This window comes from Halobacteriovorax sp. HLS, from assembly GCF_004006665.1.
In the GTDB taxonomy this organism is placed as follows: domain Bacteria; phylum Bdellovibrionota; class Bacteriovoracia; order Bacteriovoracales; family Bacteriovoracaceae; genus Halobacteriovorax.
Genome location: NZ_QOCL01000014.1, coordinates 297,910 through 316,891, shown reverse-complemented (window position 1 = coordinate 316,891; position 18,982 = coordinate 297,910). Strand labels below are relative to the sequence as shown.

15 protein-coding genes are annotated in these 18,982 nt (G+C 34.6%); 7 read left to right on the top strand and 8 right to left on the bottom strand.

Going from position 1 to position 18,982, the window contains the following annotated elements:
- Positions 1-16: 16 nt before the first annotated feature.
- From DPQ89_RS15505 to DPQ89_RS15495, 3 genes are all read right to left on the bottom strand, one after another.
- Complete coding sequence (locus tag DPQ89_RS15505; protein ID WP_127717946.1) at positions 17-1,273, bottom strand: tyrosine/phenylalanine carboxypeptidase domain-containing protein; 1,257 nt, start codon at positions 1,271-1,273, stop codon at positions 17-19.
- 100 nt (positions 1,274-1,373) lie between these two features.
- Positions 1,374-2,495: an ATP-grasp domain-containing protein gene (locus DPQ89_RS15500; protein WP_127717945.1), complete on the bottom strand. Its 1,122-nt coding sequence runs from the start codon at positions 2,493-2,495 to the stop codon at positions 1,374-1,376.
- Between the two features lie 85 nt (positions 2,496-2,580).
- Positions 2,581-4,914 (bottom strand): phosphoenolpyruvate carboxylase, encoded by a 2,334-nt coding sequence (locus DPQ89_RS15495; RefSeq protein ID WP_127717944.1) that lies wholly within the window; start codon positions 4,912-4,914, stop codon positions 2,581-2,583.
- A 117-nt stretch (positions 4,915-5,031) separates the two neighbouring features.
- On the opposite strand from DPQ89_RS15495, the gene rlmN reads away from it, so the two are divergent.
- Positions 5,032-6,114, top strand: coding sequence for a 23S rRNA (adenine(2503)-C(2))-methyltransferase RlmN (rlmN, locus tag DPQ89_RS15490; protein WP_206611185.1), 1,083 nt, complete (start codon positions 5,032-5,034; stop codon positions 6,112-6,114).
- On the opposite strand, the gene DPQ89_RS15485 is transcribed toward rlmN, so the two are convergent.
- Together DPQ89_RS15485 and DPQ89_RS15480 are read right to left on the bottom strand one after the other, a co-directional pair.
- A complete protein-coding gene (locus tag DPQ89_RS15485; RefSeq protein ID WP_127717943.1) occupies positions 6,102-7,307 on the bottom strand; it encodes a hypothetical protein in 1,206 nt (401 codons plus the stop codon). The genes rlmN and DPQ89_RS15485 overlap by 13 nt on opposite strands.
- Positions 7,307-8,107, bottom strand: coding sequence for a DUF808 family protein (locus DPQ89_RS15480; RefSeq protein WP_127717942.1), 801 nt, complete (start codon positions 8,105-8,107; stop codon positions 7,307-7,309). The genes DPQ89_RS15485 and DPQ89_RS15480 overlap by 1 nt, the downstream gene beginning before the upstream one ends.
- Positions 8,108-8,357: 250 nt before the next feature.
- Between DPQ89_RS15480 and DPQ89_RS15475 the strand changes: the two genes are divergently transcribed.
- Together DPQ89_RS15475 and DPQ89_RS15470 are read left to right on the top strand one after the other, a co-directional pair.
- Complete coding sequence (locus DPQ89_RS15475) at positions 8,358-8,756, top strand: META domain-containing protein (RefSeq protein ID WP_127717941.1); 399 nt, start codon at positions 8,358-8,360, stop codon at positions 8,754-8,756.
- Positions 8,757-8,758: 2 nt separating this feature from the next.
- On the top strand, positions 8,759-9,916 hold the full coding sequence (locus DPQ89_RS15470) for a cation:proton antiporter (protein ID WP_127717940.1): 1,158 nt from the start codon (positions 8,759-8,761) through the stop codon (positions 9,914-9,916).
- Positions 9,917-9,959: 43 nt separating this feature from the next.
- On the opposite strand, the gene hisS is transcribed toward DPQ89_RS15470, so the two are convergent.
- Complete coding sequence (hisS, locus tag DPQ89_RS15465; RefSeq protein WP_127717939.1) at positions 9,960-11,267, bottom strand: histidine--tRNA ligase; 1,308 nt, start codon at positions 11,265-11,267, stop codon at positions 9,960-9,962.
- On the bottom strand, positions 11,267-13,891 hold the full coding sequence (gene alaS, locus DPQ89_RS15460; RefSeq protein WP_164848468.1) for an alanine--tRNA ligase: 2,625 nt from the start codon (positions 13,889-13,891) through the stop codon (positions 11,267-11,269). Before alaS ends, hisS begins: the two co-directional genes overlap by 1 nt.
- A 227-nt stretch (positions 13,892-14,118) precedes the next feature.
- Between alaS and DPQ89_RS15455 the strand changes: the two genes are divergently transcribed.
- The gene (locus DPQ89_RS15455; protein WP_127717937.1) at positions 14,119-15,702 is read left to right on the top strand and encodes a phosphoenolpyruvate carboxykinase (ATP); all 1,584 of its coding nucleotides are present in this window, start codon (positions 14,119-14,121) and stop codon (positions 15,700-15,702) included.
- On the top strand, positions 15,695-17,137 hold the full coding sequence (locus DPQ89_RS15450; protein WP_127717936.1) for a DASS family sodium-coupled anion symporter: 1,443 nt from the start codon (positions 15,695-15,697) through the stop codon (positions 17,135-17,137). Before DPQ89_RS15455 ends, DPQ89_RS15450 begins: the two co-directional genes overlap by 8 nt.
- On the opposite strand, the gene DPQ89_RS15445 is transcribed toward DPQ89_RS15450, so the two are convergent.
- Complete coding sequence (locus tag DPQ89_RS15445; protein ID WP_127717935.1) at positions 17,123-17,722, bottom strand: histidine phosphatase family protein; 600 nt, start codon at positions 17,720-17,722, stop codon at positions 17,123-17,125. The two genes, DPQ89_RS15450 and DPQ89_RS15445, sit on opposite strands and share 15 nt — an antisense overlap.
- A gap of 76 nt (positions 17,723-17,798) precedes the next feature.
- On the opposite strand from DPQ89_RS15445, the gene DPQ89_RS15440 reads away from it, so the two are divergent.
- Both DPQ89_RS15440 and msrB read left to right on the top strand, forming a co-directional pair.
- Complete coding sequence (locus DPQ89_RS15440; RefSeq protein ID WP_127717934.1) at positions 17,799-18,341, top strand: CopD family protein; 543 nt, start codon at positions 17,799-17,801, stop codon at positions 18,339-18,341.
- A 142-nt stretch (positions 18,342-18,483) separates the two neighbouring features.
- Positions 18,484-18,966, top strand: coding sequence for a peptide-methionine (R)-S-oxide reductase MsrB (gene msrB / locus DPQ89_RS15435; protein ID WP_206611190.1), 483 nt, complete (start codon positions 18,484-18,486; stop codon positions 18,964-18,966).
- Positions 18,967-18,982: the final 16 nt, after the last annotated feature.

Below are 18,982 nucleotides of genomic sequence, written 5' to 3'. Positions count from 1 at the left end.
GCTAATTCATGAAGACCTAAGCTGCAAATTTAAGAATTTTAGTAGAAAAATGCTTCTCAACTAAGTCCAGATCAATACCATTTAAAATGAGTGAAAACGCAAGCTTCCCTGCAAAGAGGTCAATATTTGTATACCAAGTAGGTAGAAATTTTGGAGCAGTAATATCTCCTGCCTCTAGAGCAGGTTTTAAAAGAAAAATATCATTTATATCTAATCTTCCACAAAATAGTAAATGAACAAGATCTAAGTTACCTGTCTTAAAGGCCCATTTAAAGAAACTATGCACTCGAATAAGTCCTTCCAAGTAGACTCCATCTTTAGTAAATGAAACTCCACCTTTTGCATATCCTCCTCTTAAAATTCGAGAAGCGGATAAGTAACAATCTTTTTCATTGCCTCCATTATGCGAAAGAAAGTAATTAAATAAGTCGTAAAAATCAGCTCCATCTAAGGCCATATCAAGAGCGATAACTCTTAGACAAATTCTTTTCAAGCGACTTAAATCTAATGAACCAGTGATAATCTCACTAAAAGTCGCTAACCCCTCTTGCGTCTTGGTTGTTCTTGGAGCACCCATTGATAACAATGGAAGCCTTTTCTGGAGAGAGCCATTAATTGCGGTCAGAGAGTGAGTCATAATTTCATGAACAAGTAATTGACCATAATCATAGCCAGTAAACATTTCACCCTTTCTTAATCTTACTGAAGTTCTGCCAGCGGAAGCTTTAGAAACAAGAGTATCACTAAGGGTTACAGCTGGAGCATAATGACCGAAGAATTTATTAGAATCCTTTTGTAACTTTTTCTGCAATACCTTGGCAGAAGTAAGTTCTTGAATGTCTTTCATATAGGGATGCTCATAATCCTCTAGAGAAGAAATGAAAATTTTAGCCGTCTCAAGATGAGAATATTTACTACCAAATAACATATGTGAAGGCCTGCCATAGACTTCAATACTTAGGTCTTCAAAGCTCTTTGTCCCGACTGCGTGAATCATATCTATAGACTTAGTATAGCTCTCAATAGTAGAACGAGTAAATTGTGATAGTGGATCTTCAGCAGACAATAAACTGTAAAGCTTTACTAATTCTTGCTTCTGCTCACGTAAGTCAAATTTAGGATACTTAAAACTAATTTGATGTTTTAAGCCTCTAGATCTATTGTAAAAAAAATCTTTTTCGATCTCTTCGGGCCAGCTGACCTTCTCTAGTATTTTGATATTTTTTACGATCTCTATAACTTGTTTATTTATTGTTAATAAACTCTTCTTCATATAAACATTTCGGTATATGAGAATAGATAACTTTAGAAATAAATGAGATAAATCAGTAAAATACTATCGAACTTGATAAGTAGTTAAGTTGGTTAATAGACTACAAGGTTATCTCAAGTAGAGAATAGAAAGATTTAATATCTCTTAGTAGATTTTTCGAATTCGTATTAGTCATAATAGCATGCCCATAGTCTTCTCCAACACCATCTCGTTGATCAATTTTGTCACCTATATTAATCTTAAGCTTTAACTTCTTAAAACTTTCTAACTTCTTTATTTTATCAATTCCTGTAATAGAAGAAACAGTCCCCTCTCCAGGATGAATAATGATAGTACTTGAATTGCTTTTTTTGAATTTCAGCTCTGTCTTTTGCATATTAATCTCTACATTAATAAAAAGCTCCCAAAAGTTAATACCGTATGATTCCTTAAGGGCCTCCATAATATAGCCACCAGGGGGCCTTAAAGCGACTTCTCCAAATAGAATTTCTCCATTATCAAGTAAGTAATACTCTAGATGTGTCATTCCCCACTTTATTCTTAAAGCACTAAGAACATTACTGTTTAATTCTTCAATTTTCTCATTAATTTGCTGAGTGTATTGTCCGGGAACTATATTACACTCACCATTTTTAAAATATTGTGTAATATTGGTAAAAACAATCTCTCCATTTATAACGAAAGACTCAATACTTCCTTCTGTGCCGTCCAAAGGTTTTTCGAAGTATGAATCTCTACTCATTGAAGACTCTACCTCTTCCAAAGTAGATAAGAACTGAACCCCTCGCCCGCCAGAACTTAATCTAACTTTATTGACAACTGGTAAACCTAACTCACCAACAATATCCTCGGCCTTCATAGCTCTAGAAGGTAGAAATTTAGTCATCGGTATATTTTTTTGAGATAAGAATTTTTTCATTTCTAACTTATCTGTACATCTCGTAATGACACTATCTTTATTTCTATGAAGATCAAGCCACTTTCGAATCTTGCTTCCTGGAATGACTCCAGCTTCTGTAGATGAAATGACATGTGTTACATCAGATAAGTCAGATAGATAAATTTGAAGATCATTTTTTTCAACTGGAAATTTATCTATAATAATCTTTTTCGCAGTTCTTGAGTTTAACAACTCTTTTTCAGACCAAATAATATAAGGTACTTTCATTTTCTCAAGAGCTCTTGCAGCCCCCGAGCGAAAGCCCATCAATAGAACTGTCATACATCCTCACTATTTATAGAACAGATTCATGCCTAATTATATAGTAGAAAAAAATATAAATGAAAGTTTTATTTAACTATTATTTTTATCCTGTTGTCATCATTCCTGAAGATATTCCAGCAACAGTCTTTCTTACTAGATCTAAATCTCCATTTTTATTACCTTGAATTTGTAATATATTTAGAGGATGAATCATAGAAGACCTAAGCTGAATCGACTCTGCCAACCAAGGCTTATGCCAAAGAATATTCTTCTGTCCCGTGATTTCTTTTACAAAATCGACAGACCTTAAAAACTCTTTTCTAATTTCATTATAAATTCGATCCTGCTCCGATTCAGCTAAAGTACTCTTTTTAAGGTAGAGTTTAAAAACACTTAAATCGACCTTACTAAGCGTAAACCCTAAACTCCTTACATAGGAGGAGAAAATATAGCTTTCTTTGTAAGACTTTTTAAGTGCAGCCGATTGCGTTTTATTAACTTTACAACTTGTCCAAGCATGGCCAACTCCCCACCAAGTAGGAAAGAGTAGTCTCGTCTGAGTCCAACATAAAATCCACGGTATTGCTCTAATTGAACTAAAGTCAAAAGTTGTAGATTTAGATCTTTTACTAGGTCTTGAGCCAAGTCTTAAAACCTTTAAATAAGAATAAGGTGTTGCTTTTTCAATCATACTAAAAAACTTTTCATCTTCTATCTTTTCAACATAGTGATCTTTTATGCAACTACTAAACTCCTCCACTGCTTTATCTATTTTAATAGCACCTTTCTTCGTTTTAGCTCTCTGGAAATTTTCTAAAATCTTATTTATTCCTGAGAGTGTAACTTCAGAAGAATTGAAATTTCTTTCAACCATCTCTCCTTGAATAGTCGCTTTATATATATTCAGGGCGGACTTCGGCCACCACGCAGTTTGATCCTTTATACTTCCACCACCTCTATCGATTGATCCACCAGACCCATGAAAGAAAACAGGAGTAATCGATGCTTTAGTAATGATCATATCTAAGTTTCTTAGAGTTTTGGCTATTGCGACTCTACTAGGTAAAACCCCCATACCTTTAGATGAGTCGGAATATCCAAGCATGACTTCGAGACGATTATTCCACTTATTCTTAACACAAGATAAGTACTGCTTATTTGCAATCATTTGATTTACGATTTCTGGTGAGTCTTCTAGTGCTTGAGCTGTTTCAAATAATGGAATTATAGGTAGAGAGATATTACCGACTGACTTCTTAACTAATTTTATAGCATTTTGAACATCTTTAAATGAACAACACATACTAATAATCATACCTTGAGCATAATTTCTAATATTCGTTCCTTTAGAAATAAATGCTAGTTTTCTTAGCATCCTTTCGATTGCTATAGGAGTATCTGAACTAAGAGCTTGCTCAATAATCTCACTATCTTCTCTAAGTTCAATAGGAATAACTAAACCTGGAAATAGTTTCAAGATTGATTCAATTTTAAAGAGTCTAGGACTTTGCATTCCGACTAAAGTAACGTAACTCTCAATGAGCTTTTTGAGCGATCCTTTAAGTCCATTTAATCTCTCTCCGTCATTACTACTAATACTTGTAATATTACTTATGCTAAACTCAAGTATGGCAAGATTTCTCTTTAACTCTTCATTTCCAATAAGGTCGATATCTTTTTTTAATTCAGATAAAATCTTTGTTAAAAAGTTTACAAAATAAAATCTAGAAGCATTTAAGCAATCCAGCATAACTTTCTCGTCTACACCAGGATGCCCATCTTTATCTCCCCCAACCCAAGTTCGAATGCGAACATTTCCAAGGTCTCTATCCGCCCTCAAGATCGTATCAAAAATATCCGCTCTCATAATGATAGAAAATAAATGTTTCGCCTCATCTAAAACTTCAGGACTTTCATGTCTTGTAATAGGAATTAACCAAGCTAATTTTAAATTATGCTTTATGATAGACTGTAAGTAGGCTTCCTCTTCAGTATTATTTAAAATTCTAATGAGTACATTTTGAATTCTACTAAATAGTTCAATATTTTCAGGAGTTCTCGCCTCAGTAGGGTGAGCAGTAAGAACATACACCATTGTATTCTGTTGTCTTTCAACACAGGTAATAGATCCTTTCTTTTTTAAAGAATAAGTTCTATATGCAGCTTCACATGCGTTTATAAGCTCTAGCATTAAAGTATAAGAATGGGCTATTTGATGTTTATCGTTCTTATTCTCTTTATCTAATCTCAAGTAAAGAGTTTCAAGAATTTCATCTTTTTTTGAAGCTGAGCTAGTTCTATAAAGAATCATTTCTTTTCGTATTTTCTCAACTTTCTTATAGACTGAGCTACCGGCCTCTTCTTCAATAACTCCCCCGAGAAGTCCTACGACTTTATTTACTAAGTTCTTTAATTCCAATGGAAGTTTATTATTCATATTTTATTCTCATTATTACTAGTTGGTTAACTACAATATTTTAAGTCTATGCTTTCAGAATAGCTACTATATAAGACATACCCCAACCTACTGATTTTACAAGTGGATATATATTATATGAAGATTGCCAAAAGGTTCGAACTATTCTACTTTCGCTATATGAAATTGTCCTTTTACGACCTTACTTTTACAGACCTTCTTGAAGTGCTACATAAGAATCAGCTCAATAGCTTTGGTGCACAAAACCTATACAACTGGTTTTATAAACAAAAAAAGTCCTATCCTTGTAAGATGGAGCTATCTCAGGAAACGAAGAACTTTCTTGAAAATAGATATTCTTTTGATCTTCCAAAAATACATAAAGTTATTGAATCTGAAGATAAGACAGTAAAATTTCTCTTTGAGCTAAATGACGGCTCTAAAGTAGAGACAGTGCTCATCCCCTTTCATCAAAAGTATTCGATCTGCCTCTCCTCTCAAGTTGGCTGTGCGATGAAATGCTCTTTTTGCTTTACAGGAACGCAGGGGCTAAAGAGAAATCTAGCAACTTCTGAGATTGTGGGACAATTCATAGCTGCATGGCAATGGCTTGAAAGAAATCGACCTAATGAAGTTAGAATTTTAAATATTGTTTATATGGGCCAAGGGGAACCATTACATAACTTTGATGCTGTTAAGAAATCTTGCGAAATTTTTCTTTCTAAAAATGGTACTTCAATTGGTCCTAAGAAAATAACAATTTCGACATCTGGCTACATTCCTGGGTTAAAAAGATGGAAAGATGAAATCCCAGGAGTTAATCTTGCCTTGTCACTCCACTCCACGGAAACTCAAAAAAGAAATGAGCTCATTCCTATTAATAAGAAATATCCGCTTGAAGATGTTATCACATACATTGACTCAATCCCTCTGAGTAAGAAACAGTTTATTACATATGAATATCTACTTATTAAAGATTTCAACGATAGTATTGAAGATGCCAAAAAAACGGGAGAGCTTTTAAAAGGAAAAGAAGCGTATATCAACTTAATTCCTTTTAATCCTTACCCAGGAACATCTTACGAAAGACCAACTGATCAAAAAGTTGAAGACTTTAAAAAGGAATTACAAAAATTTAAAATACCTGCTCTGATTCGAACAACTAAAGGTGATGATGTTCTTGCCGCTTGCGGACAACTGAATACTGCTCAAAACGATTGATTAACAAAGAATCTAATATAATAAGTATCTTCTCCGAAAGCTAAATCTGACCTTGCCACAAGACCCTCCACCATTGCACTTAGGCCAAAGCCATAGGAATAATAGGTACTAGGTATTCTTAAATCAAAATTCTTTTGATTATTAACATTTCCGACCTCTCCAAACACAACAAGTTGCCACCACGGAATATCAATTTTATCAATAATAGGAATTTGCTTAAAAATATTTAACTTTGGCCTAGTTCTATATTCAACAGAACCATATAAGGCATTCTTTCCATAGAAGCGACTTTGTCTATAACCCCTAAGTCGTTTACTTCCTCCTAAGTTTGCCTGAGCAAACCATGCAGGAGGATTACTTTCATCATAATCTAACATTGTTGAATAGAAGGCATTAAGAGCGATAACTTGCAATGTAGTAAATGAGAAGTTTGGAATCTTAAAGTATTTTGAATGATCAAATTCAAGTTTCGTGTACTTACTTCTTGAGTCACTTCCAAAGTCATGAGCAAGATTTACGAAAGATCGAAAGCCTTTTGAAGGAGTCCCTTGAATATCTCTCACATCATGTTCAAAATTAATAATAAATCCTTTTGATCTTCCATAGTAATTATCTCCATCAAATTCATCAAAATCCATAAACTCATCAAAGTAACTAAGCCCTAGCTTCTTAGCTCCAGTCTTGAAGGAGTAAACATACTTTTCAAAAAACTCTGGAAGCTCAATTTGTCCCTTTTTGTTTTTAACAGATAAAGTATAATTTGCCTTAACGATCGTCTTTCTATTTCTAGAAACACCCTTAATGCTATTTGTATTTTCTGCAGAGTTTTGTTTATTTGAGTTCAAATAAACTAGATCATTATTTTTCTTATTTGAGTTAATTTGATAATCAATAAATAATTTATTAGAAATATTTTTAATATGATAATTATAAACACCCACAACATAGCCGTAACTCTTATTCTCACTTGTATAGCCTGTTCCTACGATGGCCAAGTCTTTTTGACCATATCCCCTAGAAACAACTACTGCTCCATAAGATAATTCAGTCGCTTCAGTAAAGAACATATAAGGAAGGCCAATAATTCTTCTATTTCCAAAGTCTTCTAAACTTAGATTCGTTACCTCAAAAAGTGCTGAAGACTGAGCGTAAGAAGAAGTAATAAATAAAAAAAGAAATATAAACCTAAACATCATTTTCTTATAAGCTTCTTAAATATCATCTCAAAAGTACACACAACAAGACCTACTATTATTCCTAAAATAGCATTTTGGATTGATTCAATCTCGATAAACTGCAAATGAAATGCATGAGTAAATATACCACCTGCCACCAAGAACATTGCGATGGTACCGACAATACTTAGTAGCTTCATAAAATAAGGCATAATCGTAACAAGAAGTAGCCCCATTGACTTAAAGCCTCTTTGCACTAAAAGACATCCTAGATCATCAATCTTAACAATAACTGCAACCAGACCGTAAATAATAATAGAGGCCAAGATACCAACAACACTTAAGGTTAATAACTGCTCTAAAAACTGACCAGTTATATAACTCTTCGCTATAATTATTATCTCAAAAGATAGAACCAAATCCGTTCTTATTGCTCCTGCTATTTTTTCCTTCTCAGAAAACTCGACATTCTTTTTTGTCTTACTAGAAACAAAATATTCAAGAACTTTATGCGCTCCTTCATAAGCAAGATAGAGACCTCCACATATTAACAAGAAAGTATTAAGTGGAGGATAAATGAGATTAATTACAAGTATAAGACTTATCGCAATAACTTTATTTATTAATGAGCCTTTAAATATTTTCCATACTATCGGCAGCTCTCTAGTTGGATGAGCTCCATCTACTTGGTTTGCATTAACAGCTAGATCATCACTCATCACAGCAGAAGTTTTCTTTAAGGCGACCTTAGTCATAACCCCAACGTCATCAAGAACTGCAGCAACATCATCAATAAGTGCTAATAAACTGTATGCCATAAAATACCCTAGTTTTATTTATCAATTACGAAGTAAGGTCCTATCCTATCATTTTCACTATGTTTTAGAGGTCTAAAGCATAGTCAAAGAGGTAATCCTATAAAAAATTAGCGTCATAGACAAAAACGGCCAAGAGCACTATAAACTTCTTCAAAAAGAATAGCGAAAAGTCGAGCTAAAGACAAAATATTACTTAGACAATATAGGCATAAGATGGTCAAATTAAAGGTCTAAACATAAGGAATGATAAATGAAATTGACAGCTATTTTGCCTTTAATACTTCTTTTTTCATCTTGTCAGATGAATCCAACTTCCAAAACACAGAATATTTTTGGAAAATGGAAAATTGTATCTATATTAAACAAAGAAGTATCTACAAAACTGAACCCTTATATCATTATCAACGAAGACTTATCAGTTAAAGGTAATAATGGTTGCAACAATTTTTTCGCAAATCTAATAGAAACTAAAGGCATATACACATTTTCTAAAATGGGTGCAACAAAGCGACTATGTGATGATCAAGCTAATATGATGGAATTCATGTTCAACAAAATTACTTCTAGTACTAAAAATATAATTATAAAAGACAATATGCTAAATATTATTTCGAAAGCAAATGAAACTATTGTAGCGACGAGAGACTAAATATGGACTTCATTATTTCATCTGAGATTAAGTATATTATACTCTTTTCCATTCTAATCCTTGTGCCAAAGGTTTTACTAAGGTTTCGTATCCCGATCGGGATTTCTTCTCTAGCACTGGGCGCCATTACAGGAATTTCTCTTGGGTGGTTTCAAGATGATCAACTTGTTGATGTCCTTGCGAAACTAGGAATTACTACTTTATTTTTGTTTGCGGGAATGGAAGTAGAAGTTGAGGAGATAAAAAAAGACTTTCCAACTATTTCAAAATTCCTATTCAAAACCTTACTTTTGATCTTCTTTGCAGCTTTCATTTTTACAAAAGTTCTAGACTTAGATTATAGACCTGCTCTCATTTTATCTATTGGTGTCCTAACTCCGTCGGCAGGGTTTATTCTTAATTCACTCAAACTTTTTCAATTTAAGCCAACGGAAGAATACTGGATTAAATCACAAGCTATCTCAAAAGAGATTGTTGCTATATTCATTATGTTTGTGGCCCTTCAATCGGGCGACTTGAAAAGCTTTTTAATTTCTAAAGCTGTTTTACTCTTATTGATTTTCTCACTACCTATTATATTTAAAGTATTCTTAAAATTCATCGCTCCTTATGCACCTAAGACTGAGGTTTCTTTTCTCATCCTTGTCGCATTTATAGCCGGTGTTATCACGAAGAAGATTGGAACGTACTATTTAGTAGGGGCCTTTATTGCAGGTGTTGTTGCTGGTCAATTTAAACATTTTATAGAAAGTGAAGAGTCTGATCGTATATTAAACTCTTTAAGCTCATTCTTTGCTATTTTTGTGCCTTTCTACTTCTTCTCTTCAGGTTTAAAAATCACTACTGATTTCTTTACTATGAAAGGACTAATTATAGGACTCTTACTATTCTTATTTATGATTCCAACAAGAGTAGGTCTTTTAACATACTCAATTAAGAAGTATCTCTCTGAGTTTTGGGATGATAGAAAAGCAATTTCTATCTCACTTATGCCTACTTTAATCTTTGGGTTAGTTATGATGAGTATTTTGAAAGAGAAGTTCAATGTTGATACTAATATCTTATCTGGCCTAGTTATCTATACAGTTTTGGCCAGTTTAGTTCCTTCCATAGTTTTCCAAAAAGCTCCACCTGAAGCATTTGACACTTCTACACTATAAAAAAGGCCTCATATATGAGGCCTCGTATTAAATCAAAGTTAGACTAACTAAATATTTTCTCTAATTCTTCTAAGTTTGAAAATTTAACTTCGAATGATTCCTTTGTTTCAATATTCTTGATCTGAATATACTCTCCTTCAAGTTCTTGATCCCCAAGAAGGGCCACAAAACGCGCTCCGTTCTTATCAGCACCCTGAAAAACTTTTTTAAACTTTACAGTATCAAGAGAATTTAAAACACTAAAACCAAGTTCACGTATCTGATCAGCAAGTTCAAAACTTTTTGCGAGTGCCGCTTCACTTTGAAAAGTTAAATAGAGATCTACACTATTTTTAGAAAAGTCAGGTAACAACTTGTGCGTAATAAGAAAATCAGTAAGGGTCACATCTCCTAGTCCAAATCCAACTCCAGCAACAGGGCTTTCATTAAAGATTTGTAGTAGATTTGCATATGCACCTCCACCGCAGAGTGCTCTTCTGTTTTCAGGGTTTTTATCAAAAACCTCGAAGACAATTCCAGTATAATAATCTAGCCCTCTAACAATAGTAGGATCATAAACTAAGAATTTATCTAAACCAATTTTCTTAGCAATATCAGAAAGTTCTTTAAATCCAGAGACCTTTTCAACTTGATCGTACTCGCCTAGAAAACTAAATAATTCATCAAAGCTCTTGACCGAAAGATAGCTCTTAAGAATATTTACACTATCCTGCTCAAGAGAGAGCTCACCAATCATCTTATCTAAGGCTTCAGCTGATACTTTCTTAGCTCTATCTATAATTTTGTAGAGCTTATAAGAAGTTTCCGTAGAAACTTTCATCAAATCATTAAAAACAGTATTAACAATTTCTCTGTCATTAATTAAAACTTCAAAGTGCTCAGAGGTTGCACCAAAGCTCTTCATTAAATGAATTATAAGTTGAAGTATTTCAATTTCACCATTTCTACCTGTTGCACCAAAGATATCGCAATTAAATTGCCAATGCTCTCTTAAACGTCCTCTTTGAGGCTTTTCATATCTCATCAAATTTGGAATAGAATACCACTTAATTGGCTTTGGAATTTCTCTATGTACCTGAGCAACCATACGAGCAACTGTCGGAGTCATCTCAGGGCGAATTGCAACAAATCGATCACCTCTATCAGTAAAGGAATAGATTTGATCATTGATAAGCTCTTCACCAGACTTTGCCTTATAAAGTTCTACTTCTTCAAGCATAGGACCATCGTAGGGTTCAAATGCAAAAGAGTTAGCAGACTCTCTCATCTTTGAAAAAATATAATCTTGAACTCTCTTATCTGCAGGGAAGAAGTCTCTAGTACCTTTATACGGTTTCTTATTTAACGCCATTATAGTTTACTCTTTAAAAATGTTTCTACACTATCCATCGCTTCAAAAATTTTCGCAATATCACCGATATTAGGAGATCCCCCTTGAGCAAAGTGGGGTTTTCCTCCACCTTTTCCAGCGACTGGCTTAAGAACTTCTTTTAACAAATCTCCGGCCTTAAGCTTTTTATTAAACCCATCACCTACCCAGGCAAATGCACGAATAGTTTTTTCATCACTTCCAGCAAGGCAAATCACTTGATAGTCGCCCTTAGCTAAGTACTGATCCCCTAGATCTTTTAGAACTGAAGAATCTGCATTCATTTGGGCAACTAAAATCTTTGCTCCAGATAGCTCTAATGATTTTTCAATGTCAAATTTAGCTTCTTTAGACGAAACTTTCTTAGGTGCTTCTTTTTTAGCAGATGCCTTCTGCTTAAGTTCCTTAATTTTAGTCTCAAAGTCTACAGGCTTTGCAGATAGCAAATCAGATGTTTTTCTAAGAATAATATTTCTTTCTTGTAGAAGCTTATACGCTTCACGACCAGTTACCGCCTCAATTCTTCTAATTCCCTTTGCTACAGATGATTCACTTGTAATTAACATCAATCCTATATCACCTGTTCTTTCAACGTGAACTCCACCACATAGCTCTACGGAGTCTTCACCAAAAGAAATAACTCTAACCTTGGAGTCATACTTTTCTCCAAAAAGGGCCATAGCGCCTTTTTCAATTGCTTCATCATAATCAAGTAGATCGGCTTGAGTCTGAGAGTTTTTCATAATCCATGTATTTGTAATCGCTTCAATTTCATCAAGCTCGGCCTTAGTTACAGCTTGTTGATGACCAAAGTCAAATCTTAATCTATCAGACCTTACTAAAGACCCTTTTTGAACTGCATGTTTTCCAATAACCTTATGTAAAGCCGCATGCAATAAGTGTGTCGCTGAATGGTTTCTCTTAATATCAGCTCTTACTTCTGAATTAACAGAAAGCTCTAATTGCTCATCAGTTTTCAACGCCCCAGAGATGAGTTTTGCTACATGAATGTGAATATTTCCCACTTTCATAGTGTCAACGATTTCGATTGAGCAAGAAGCTGATTGAGCAACTCCTGTATCACCAACCTGTCCACCAGACTCACCATAAAAGGGAGTTTCTTCTGTACAGAAAAGAAATTCATCACCCTCATTAACAGTAGTAACGATCTCACCTTCTTTAATGAGTAAGCTAACTGAAGAAGATTGTGTTTCTCTTTCATAACCTAGGAACTTTGTATCTTTAAGATTCGAGACAAGCTCTTGAATCTTATCTTGATCATTTGCTCCACCCTTTCTGGAAATTACTCTTGAAGCTTTTCTATGAGCTTCGTAACATTTTTCATACTCGAGCTCATCTAGCTCTATACCTCTATCATTAAGGTCAGTTTTCAAAACATCTAGTGGTAGACCATGAGTAGTAACAAGCTCAAATGCTACAACACCTGGAAACTTCTTTTTTGAACTAGCATTGGTCTCTAGTTCTTTTTCAATTAAATCCAATCCTGTTTTCACAGTAGGAATAAAGTCATTAATTTCATTATTTAGATTGTAAGTGACCATCTCTAAGGATTGCTTAATCTGTGGATAGTAATCACTCATCATACTTACTATTGTTGTAACCATTTTAGAGAAGTCTATTTTTTCAACCTTTCTTGCCATTAGAGCGGCCACACATTTTCTTATCAGTCTTCTAGGAATATATCCTTGCCCCTCGTTTGACGGAGTAACTCCCTCACTAAGAATAAAAACTGCTGCTCTAATATGATCAGTAAGCATTCTCGCTTTTTTTACGTCCTTATCACCTAAAAGCTCATAGGATAATTCCATTAAAGGTTGCATTAAGTCAGTCTCATATACCGAGTCATGACCATTCATAACCATCGCGAGTCTTTCAAGTCCTGAACCAGTATCAACCGACTTCAGAGGAAGATTTTTAAATGATCCATCTTTTTGCTTATTTAATTCCATAAAAACACCAGCATTCCAGATTTCAATATATCTAGAAACATCATCAAAATGACCACCTGGCTTATACTCCGGCCCATACTCAGGACCACAATCAAAGAAAACTTCAGTACATGGTCCACAAGGACCAGTGTCACCTGCCGGTCCCCAGAAATTATCCTCACCCATAACTACGATATGATCTTCAGGCACCCCACATTTCTTCCAAGCTTCAATTGACTCAGTATCTGCAGCGATACCATGTTCTTTATTTCCAGCATAAACAGTGAAATAAAGTCTTTTAGGATCAAAACCAAACTCTTCTACCAATAAGTCGTAGGCCAATTTGCAGGCTAGATCTTTATAATAGTCTCCTATTGACCAAGAGCCCATCATCTCAAAAATAGTTAAGTGATGTCTATCTCCAACATCATCTATATCTTTAGTTCTAATGCATGGTTGAAAATTACAAAGTCTCGGCTGAGGTGGTTCTTCCTTTCCAAGAAAAAATGGCTTCAAAGGTGCCATACCAGAGTTAATAAATAATAATGTCGGGTCGTTCTTTGGAACAACTGATGACGCCTTTATTTTTAAGTGGTTGTGTTTTTCAAAGTAATCGAGAAACTTCTCTCTAATCTCTTTTGAAGTAAGACTTTTCATGGGTTTAGACACCTTGCGCAATACGTTATATTTTTTTGCTACAGTTATATAACATCTTATCCATTTCGCCAAAATATAAGAGTAATTATGCTTAAAAAACATGATGAAAAATACCCTTTTTATCGTGTCAAATAGGTTTCTAGGGGTTAACATGCACGTTAATTTTTCTAATGAGAACTATTAGCAACGCACAATCTAAATTGTGAGTTGTTTAAAGAGGAGACAATATGGAAACATTTTTAAATGAACTAGGTATTAAAACAAGCAGAGGCGAGTACAAAATTCACAGTGACTCTCCGAGAAGCTTTCTTATTGCTGAGGCCGTACGTAAAGGTTATGGAAAACTTACAAATGATGGAGCACTTACTGTTGTAACAGGTAAGCACACTGGCCGTTCAGCTAAAGATAGATATATCGTTAAAACTTCTACTACAGAAAAACCTGTATGGTGGGAAAACGATTTACTTCCTATGACTACAGAGCAATTTGCTGCTCTAAAAAGTGATGTTATCACTTACTTAAATGACAATAGAGACCTGTATACAACAGAAAGATCTGTTGGTGCACATAAAGAACATAATATCAGTGCAAGACTAATCTCTTCTCACCCACAACACGCACTTTTTTCTAAGCACTTATTTAGAGGAAAGATGAGAGAGTTCAAAGACGGTGATTACACAATTCTTCACGCTCCAGAACTTAAGCTTGAGCCAGGTAAATATGGAAATAAAACAGAAACAGCAGTAGTAACTTGTCTTGACTCAAGTACTACAATTATCTGTGGAACGTTATACGCCGGTGAAATTAAGAAGAGTATGTTTGCAGCCATGAACTACAGACTTCCGGAGATTGGAATTCTGCCAATGCATTCAGGAGCCTCAAGACTAGAGAATGAAGATGTATCTGTATTCTTTGGTCTTTCTGGAACTGGTAAAACAACTCTTTCGACTGATGAAGGGACTTACCTAATTGGAGATGATGAGCACGGTCTTAGCGACGAAGGAATCTTCAACTTTGAAGGTGGTTGTTATGCTAAAACTTATAAATTATCAAAGTCTACTGAGCCTGAGATTTGGGATGCATCCAATAAATTTGGGGCCCTACTAGAGAATGTTGTGCTTAATGAAGAAACTGGTATTGTTGATTTCGACGACAAAACACTTGCTGAAAATGGAAGATCTTCTTATCCACTTAGTTTCATTAAAGAGCTTGAAACATCTTCTAAAGGTAAAATACCTAAAGACATATTCTTCTTAAGTGCTGATGCATTTGGTGTACTACCTCCAGTTTCAAAACTATCTATTGAACAAGCAATGTTCTACTTTGTTCTAGGATATACAGCTAAACTTGCAGGAACAGAAATTGGTGTAGTAGAGCCTCAAGCTACTTTCTCTCCATGCTTTGGAGCTCCATTCATGCTAAGACACCCAAGTGTATATGCTGAACTTCTAGGTAAATATCTAGAGAAGTACGACATTAAGGTATGGCTAGTTAACACTGGTTGGACTGGTGGAGCTTGTGGTGTTGGACAGAGATTTCCTCTTGATATTACAAGAAAAATTATCCGCTCTATTCAATCTAACAAGCTTGATGATGTTGCCTACGAAAATGATCCAATTTTTAACTTTGCGATTCCTTGCGAAGTTCCTGGTGTTCCATCTGAACTACTTACTCCTCAAAAGACTTGGGAAAATTCGACAGACTACGCTTCAAAAGCAAAAGAGCTGGCCGTATCTTTCCACTCTCAAATGGAAAAGTTCGGTGACTTTTACACTAATAATATAAAGGGTGCTCCTGCTTACAATGGTTAGAGTATCAATAAAAAAACTTCTCTTATATATAAATAAATGGGGCCTAGTAATAGGCCCTATTATATTTTTCATTATTTTAAATTTAAATTTAGAAATGGATGCCAAGGCACAAACTTTTTTGGCAATATTTTCTCTTACTGTATGCCAGTGGTTTTTAACTCCAATACCACTATTTGTAACTGGATTACTTGGCGTGAGTACCTCTGTAATTCTTGGAGTTGTACCTGCTACTGAAGCATTTGCTCCTTTTTCAAACCCTATCATTTTTCTATTTCTTGGAGGCTTTCTTTTTGCAAAGGCCTTAGAGGTAATGAGGTTTGATAGGAAGATTTCAGTATGGCTCTTAACATCTAGTTTCTTTAGAGGAAGTTTAAAGCGAACTATTTTAGGAATATTCTCTTTAACTGCAATTTTCTCAATGTGGGTTTCCAATACGGCCACTACTGCAATGATGCTCCCAATAGTCTTAGGAATGATTAAAAGTCTTAAGATTGAAAGTAAAGAACTAAAGTCTACAATACTTTTAGGCATGGCCTACTCTGCGACTATTGGAGGATTAGGTACGCCAATTGGATCTCCTCCTAATATGATTGCCATTGGAATGCTTAAAGATTTAGCAAATATAGATTTTTCTTTCTTTCAATGGTTCATCACATTTATACCTTTAGTTATTATATTTATATTAGGTATTTCTTGGTGGGTCACAAAGAAGATAGAAAGAACAAACTTTGACATTAGAAATATTGAAATTATTAAATCCGAAAAATTTGAAAAGCTTAATGCTCAAGAATTCTTCGTTCTCTCTCTCTTTGGTCTAACTGTGTTCTTTTGGTTTAGCCCAAGTATCTTCTCCTTCATTTTAGGAAAAGAGCATTCTCTATCGATCTTCTTTACTCAAAGACTCGATCCGGGAGTGGTCTCGATCTTCTTCGCATCACTACTATTTGTTTTTCCTCTAAAAGATAGAATAAAGATTCTCTCTCTTGAAGATGCTAAGTCTGTCGACTGGCCATCATTAGTACTATTTGGCTCAGGACTAAGTCTTGGAGGAATACTTTTTAAAACTGGTCTTGCTACTATGGCCGGAGATATTCTTATTTCAAACTTTGGAAATTCTTCTAATTTCATTCTCTTACTAGCATTGATTACTTTTACAATATTCATGACTGAAGTTGCCTCAAACACAGCGGCAGCGAATATTCTAATTCCAATTGTTATTGCCTCTGCCAGTACAGTGAATATGTCGGTTCTTGCCCTTGTACTTGCTGTTAGTACAAGCTGTAATATGGCCTTCATGCTTCCTGTCGCAACTCCTCCTAATGCTATTGTTTATGGCAGTGGAGAAGTAAAAATAGGAACTATGATAAAGAATGGATTCTTTTTCAATATCGTTGCAATTATATTTTTAGTTGTTTTAATTTCAATTATTATTTAAAGGTCCTTCAATAAGGGCCGAATCCCCATCAAAGGTTAGTTTATAGACAACGCAATTAGGTATAGGCAAAGGAGTTGCGTCCTTAGGAAGAAAATGATGGAGTAAAATTCTCAACGCTCCACCATGAGTACTTATTGCAATATTTCTCTCTGTAGCAGAGTCTCTTAGATTCTCAATGAATTTAACCAGTCGGTCCCTAAGCTCCCTTCTAGTTTCACCTCCAGGATAACAAAAGTTCAAGGACTCATCTGATTGCTCATTAACTTCCCAAAAGTTTTCATTATAGATTGCAATCAGATTCTCTCTAGTCATTCCTTCAACTTGTCCAAAGTTGGCTTCTCTCAAATTAATACTCTTAAAAATTGAAACCCCTTTACCACTAAAAGCAATCTCAGCAGTTCTATAGGCCCTACTCAAATCAGAGCTATAACATATATCAATATCAAAGCTATCAAAGAAACATTTTAGTTCTTGAGCCTGCTCTTGACCCAGTTCATTTAGCTCAATATCGGTCTGGCCTTGAACTTTTCTTTCCTTATTCCAATCTGTTTGCCCATGCCTGAATATATAAAAGGTTTTTTTCATGATTTTCCTAAAATGAGACTCTTTTTTCTGTCAGAGAAATGATATATTTATTTAAACTATTGATCTAGGAATAAAAATGTCATCATTTCCATACTTAAAAGCTCTACATATTATTTTTATTGTAACTTGGTTTGCGGGGCTTTTTTACATCGTTCGTTTATTTATTTATCAAACAGAAAGTAGCGAATTAGAAGAACCAAAGAAAACAATTCTTACCGACCAATTTAAGATAATGTCTAGGCGACTTTGGTATGGAATTACTTGGCCTTCAGCAATTGTAACGTTAATCTTAGGCCCTAGCTTACTACATATTTATATGCCTCTAACTGATCACCCATTTATGATAGCAAAGATCATCTTTGTTATATTTCTCTATTTTTATCACTTTAAGTGTCATCTTATTTTTAAAGCATTACAAAATGACTCATACTCTTGGTCGTCTAATGGTCTAAGAATTTGGAACGAAGTAGCAACTATCTTTCTATTTGCAATTGTTTTCTTAATTATCCTGCAAGATATGGTCTCTATGATTTATGGTGTCGTTGGTCTTTTGGCCTTCTCCGCTATACTTATGATCGGAATAAAAGTTTATAAGAAAAAAAGGTTGTCTAAGAACTGATCAATAAAAACAGTATATTAGACATAGTAGACTAAAAGCTTGTCACATTTTAATAACAATCTACACTTATAGTAGAGATCACGGAGTTATTATGAAAAAGCTTTCTTATATTATTATTGCCTTATGCCTAGCTGGAGGAACAATGTTTAGCCTATTCAAGAAATCTGCTGCAAATGAAGGCTTTGATTATGAAGCAAGTCATCTTTCGAAAATTGACTCAGACAAAGTTGATTGGAAATCAAAAGATAAAGCATATTGGAAAAGTGTTCTCTCTCCCCTTCAATACACTGTAACTAGAGAGGCCGGAACAGAGAGATCTTTCACAGGAAAATACTGGGATAATAAAGAAGATGGTATTTATATCTGCTCTAATTGCGGACAGCACCTCTTTGACGCTTCGACGAAGTATAAATCTGGAACGGGTTGGCCGAGTTTTTGGGATGTCATTAATAAGTCCGCAGTAAATCAAAATGTTGACACGAAATTTGGCATGAAAAGAGTTGAAATAGTTTGTTCTAGATGTGACGCTCACTTAGGTCATGTATTTGAAGATGGTCCAGACCCTACAGGATTAAGATACTGCATGAACTCCGTATCACTAATTCATATTCCTAAGAAGAAATGATTGTAACATGACTCTA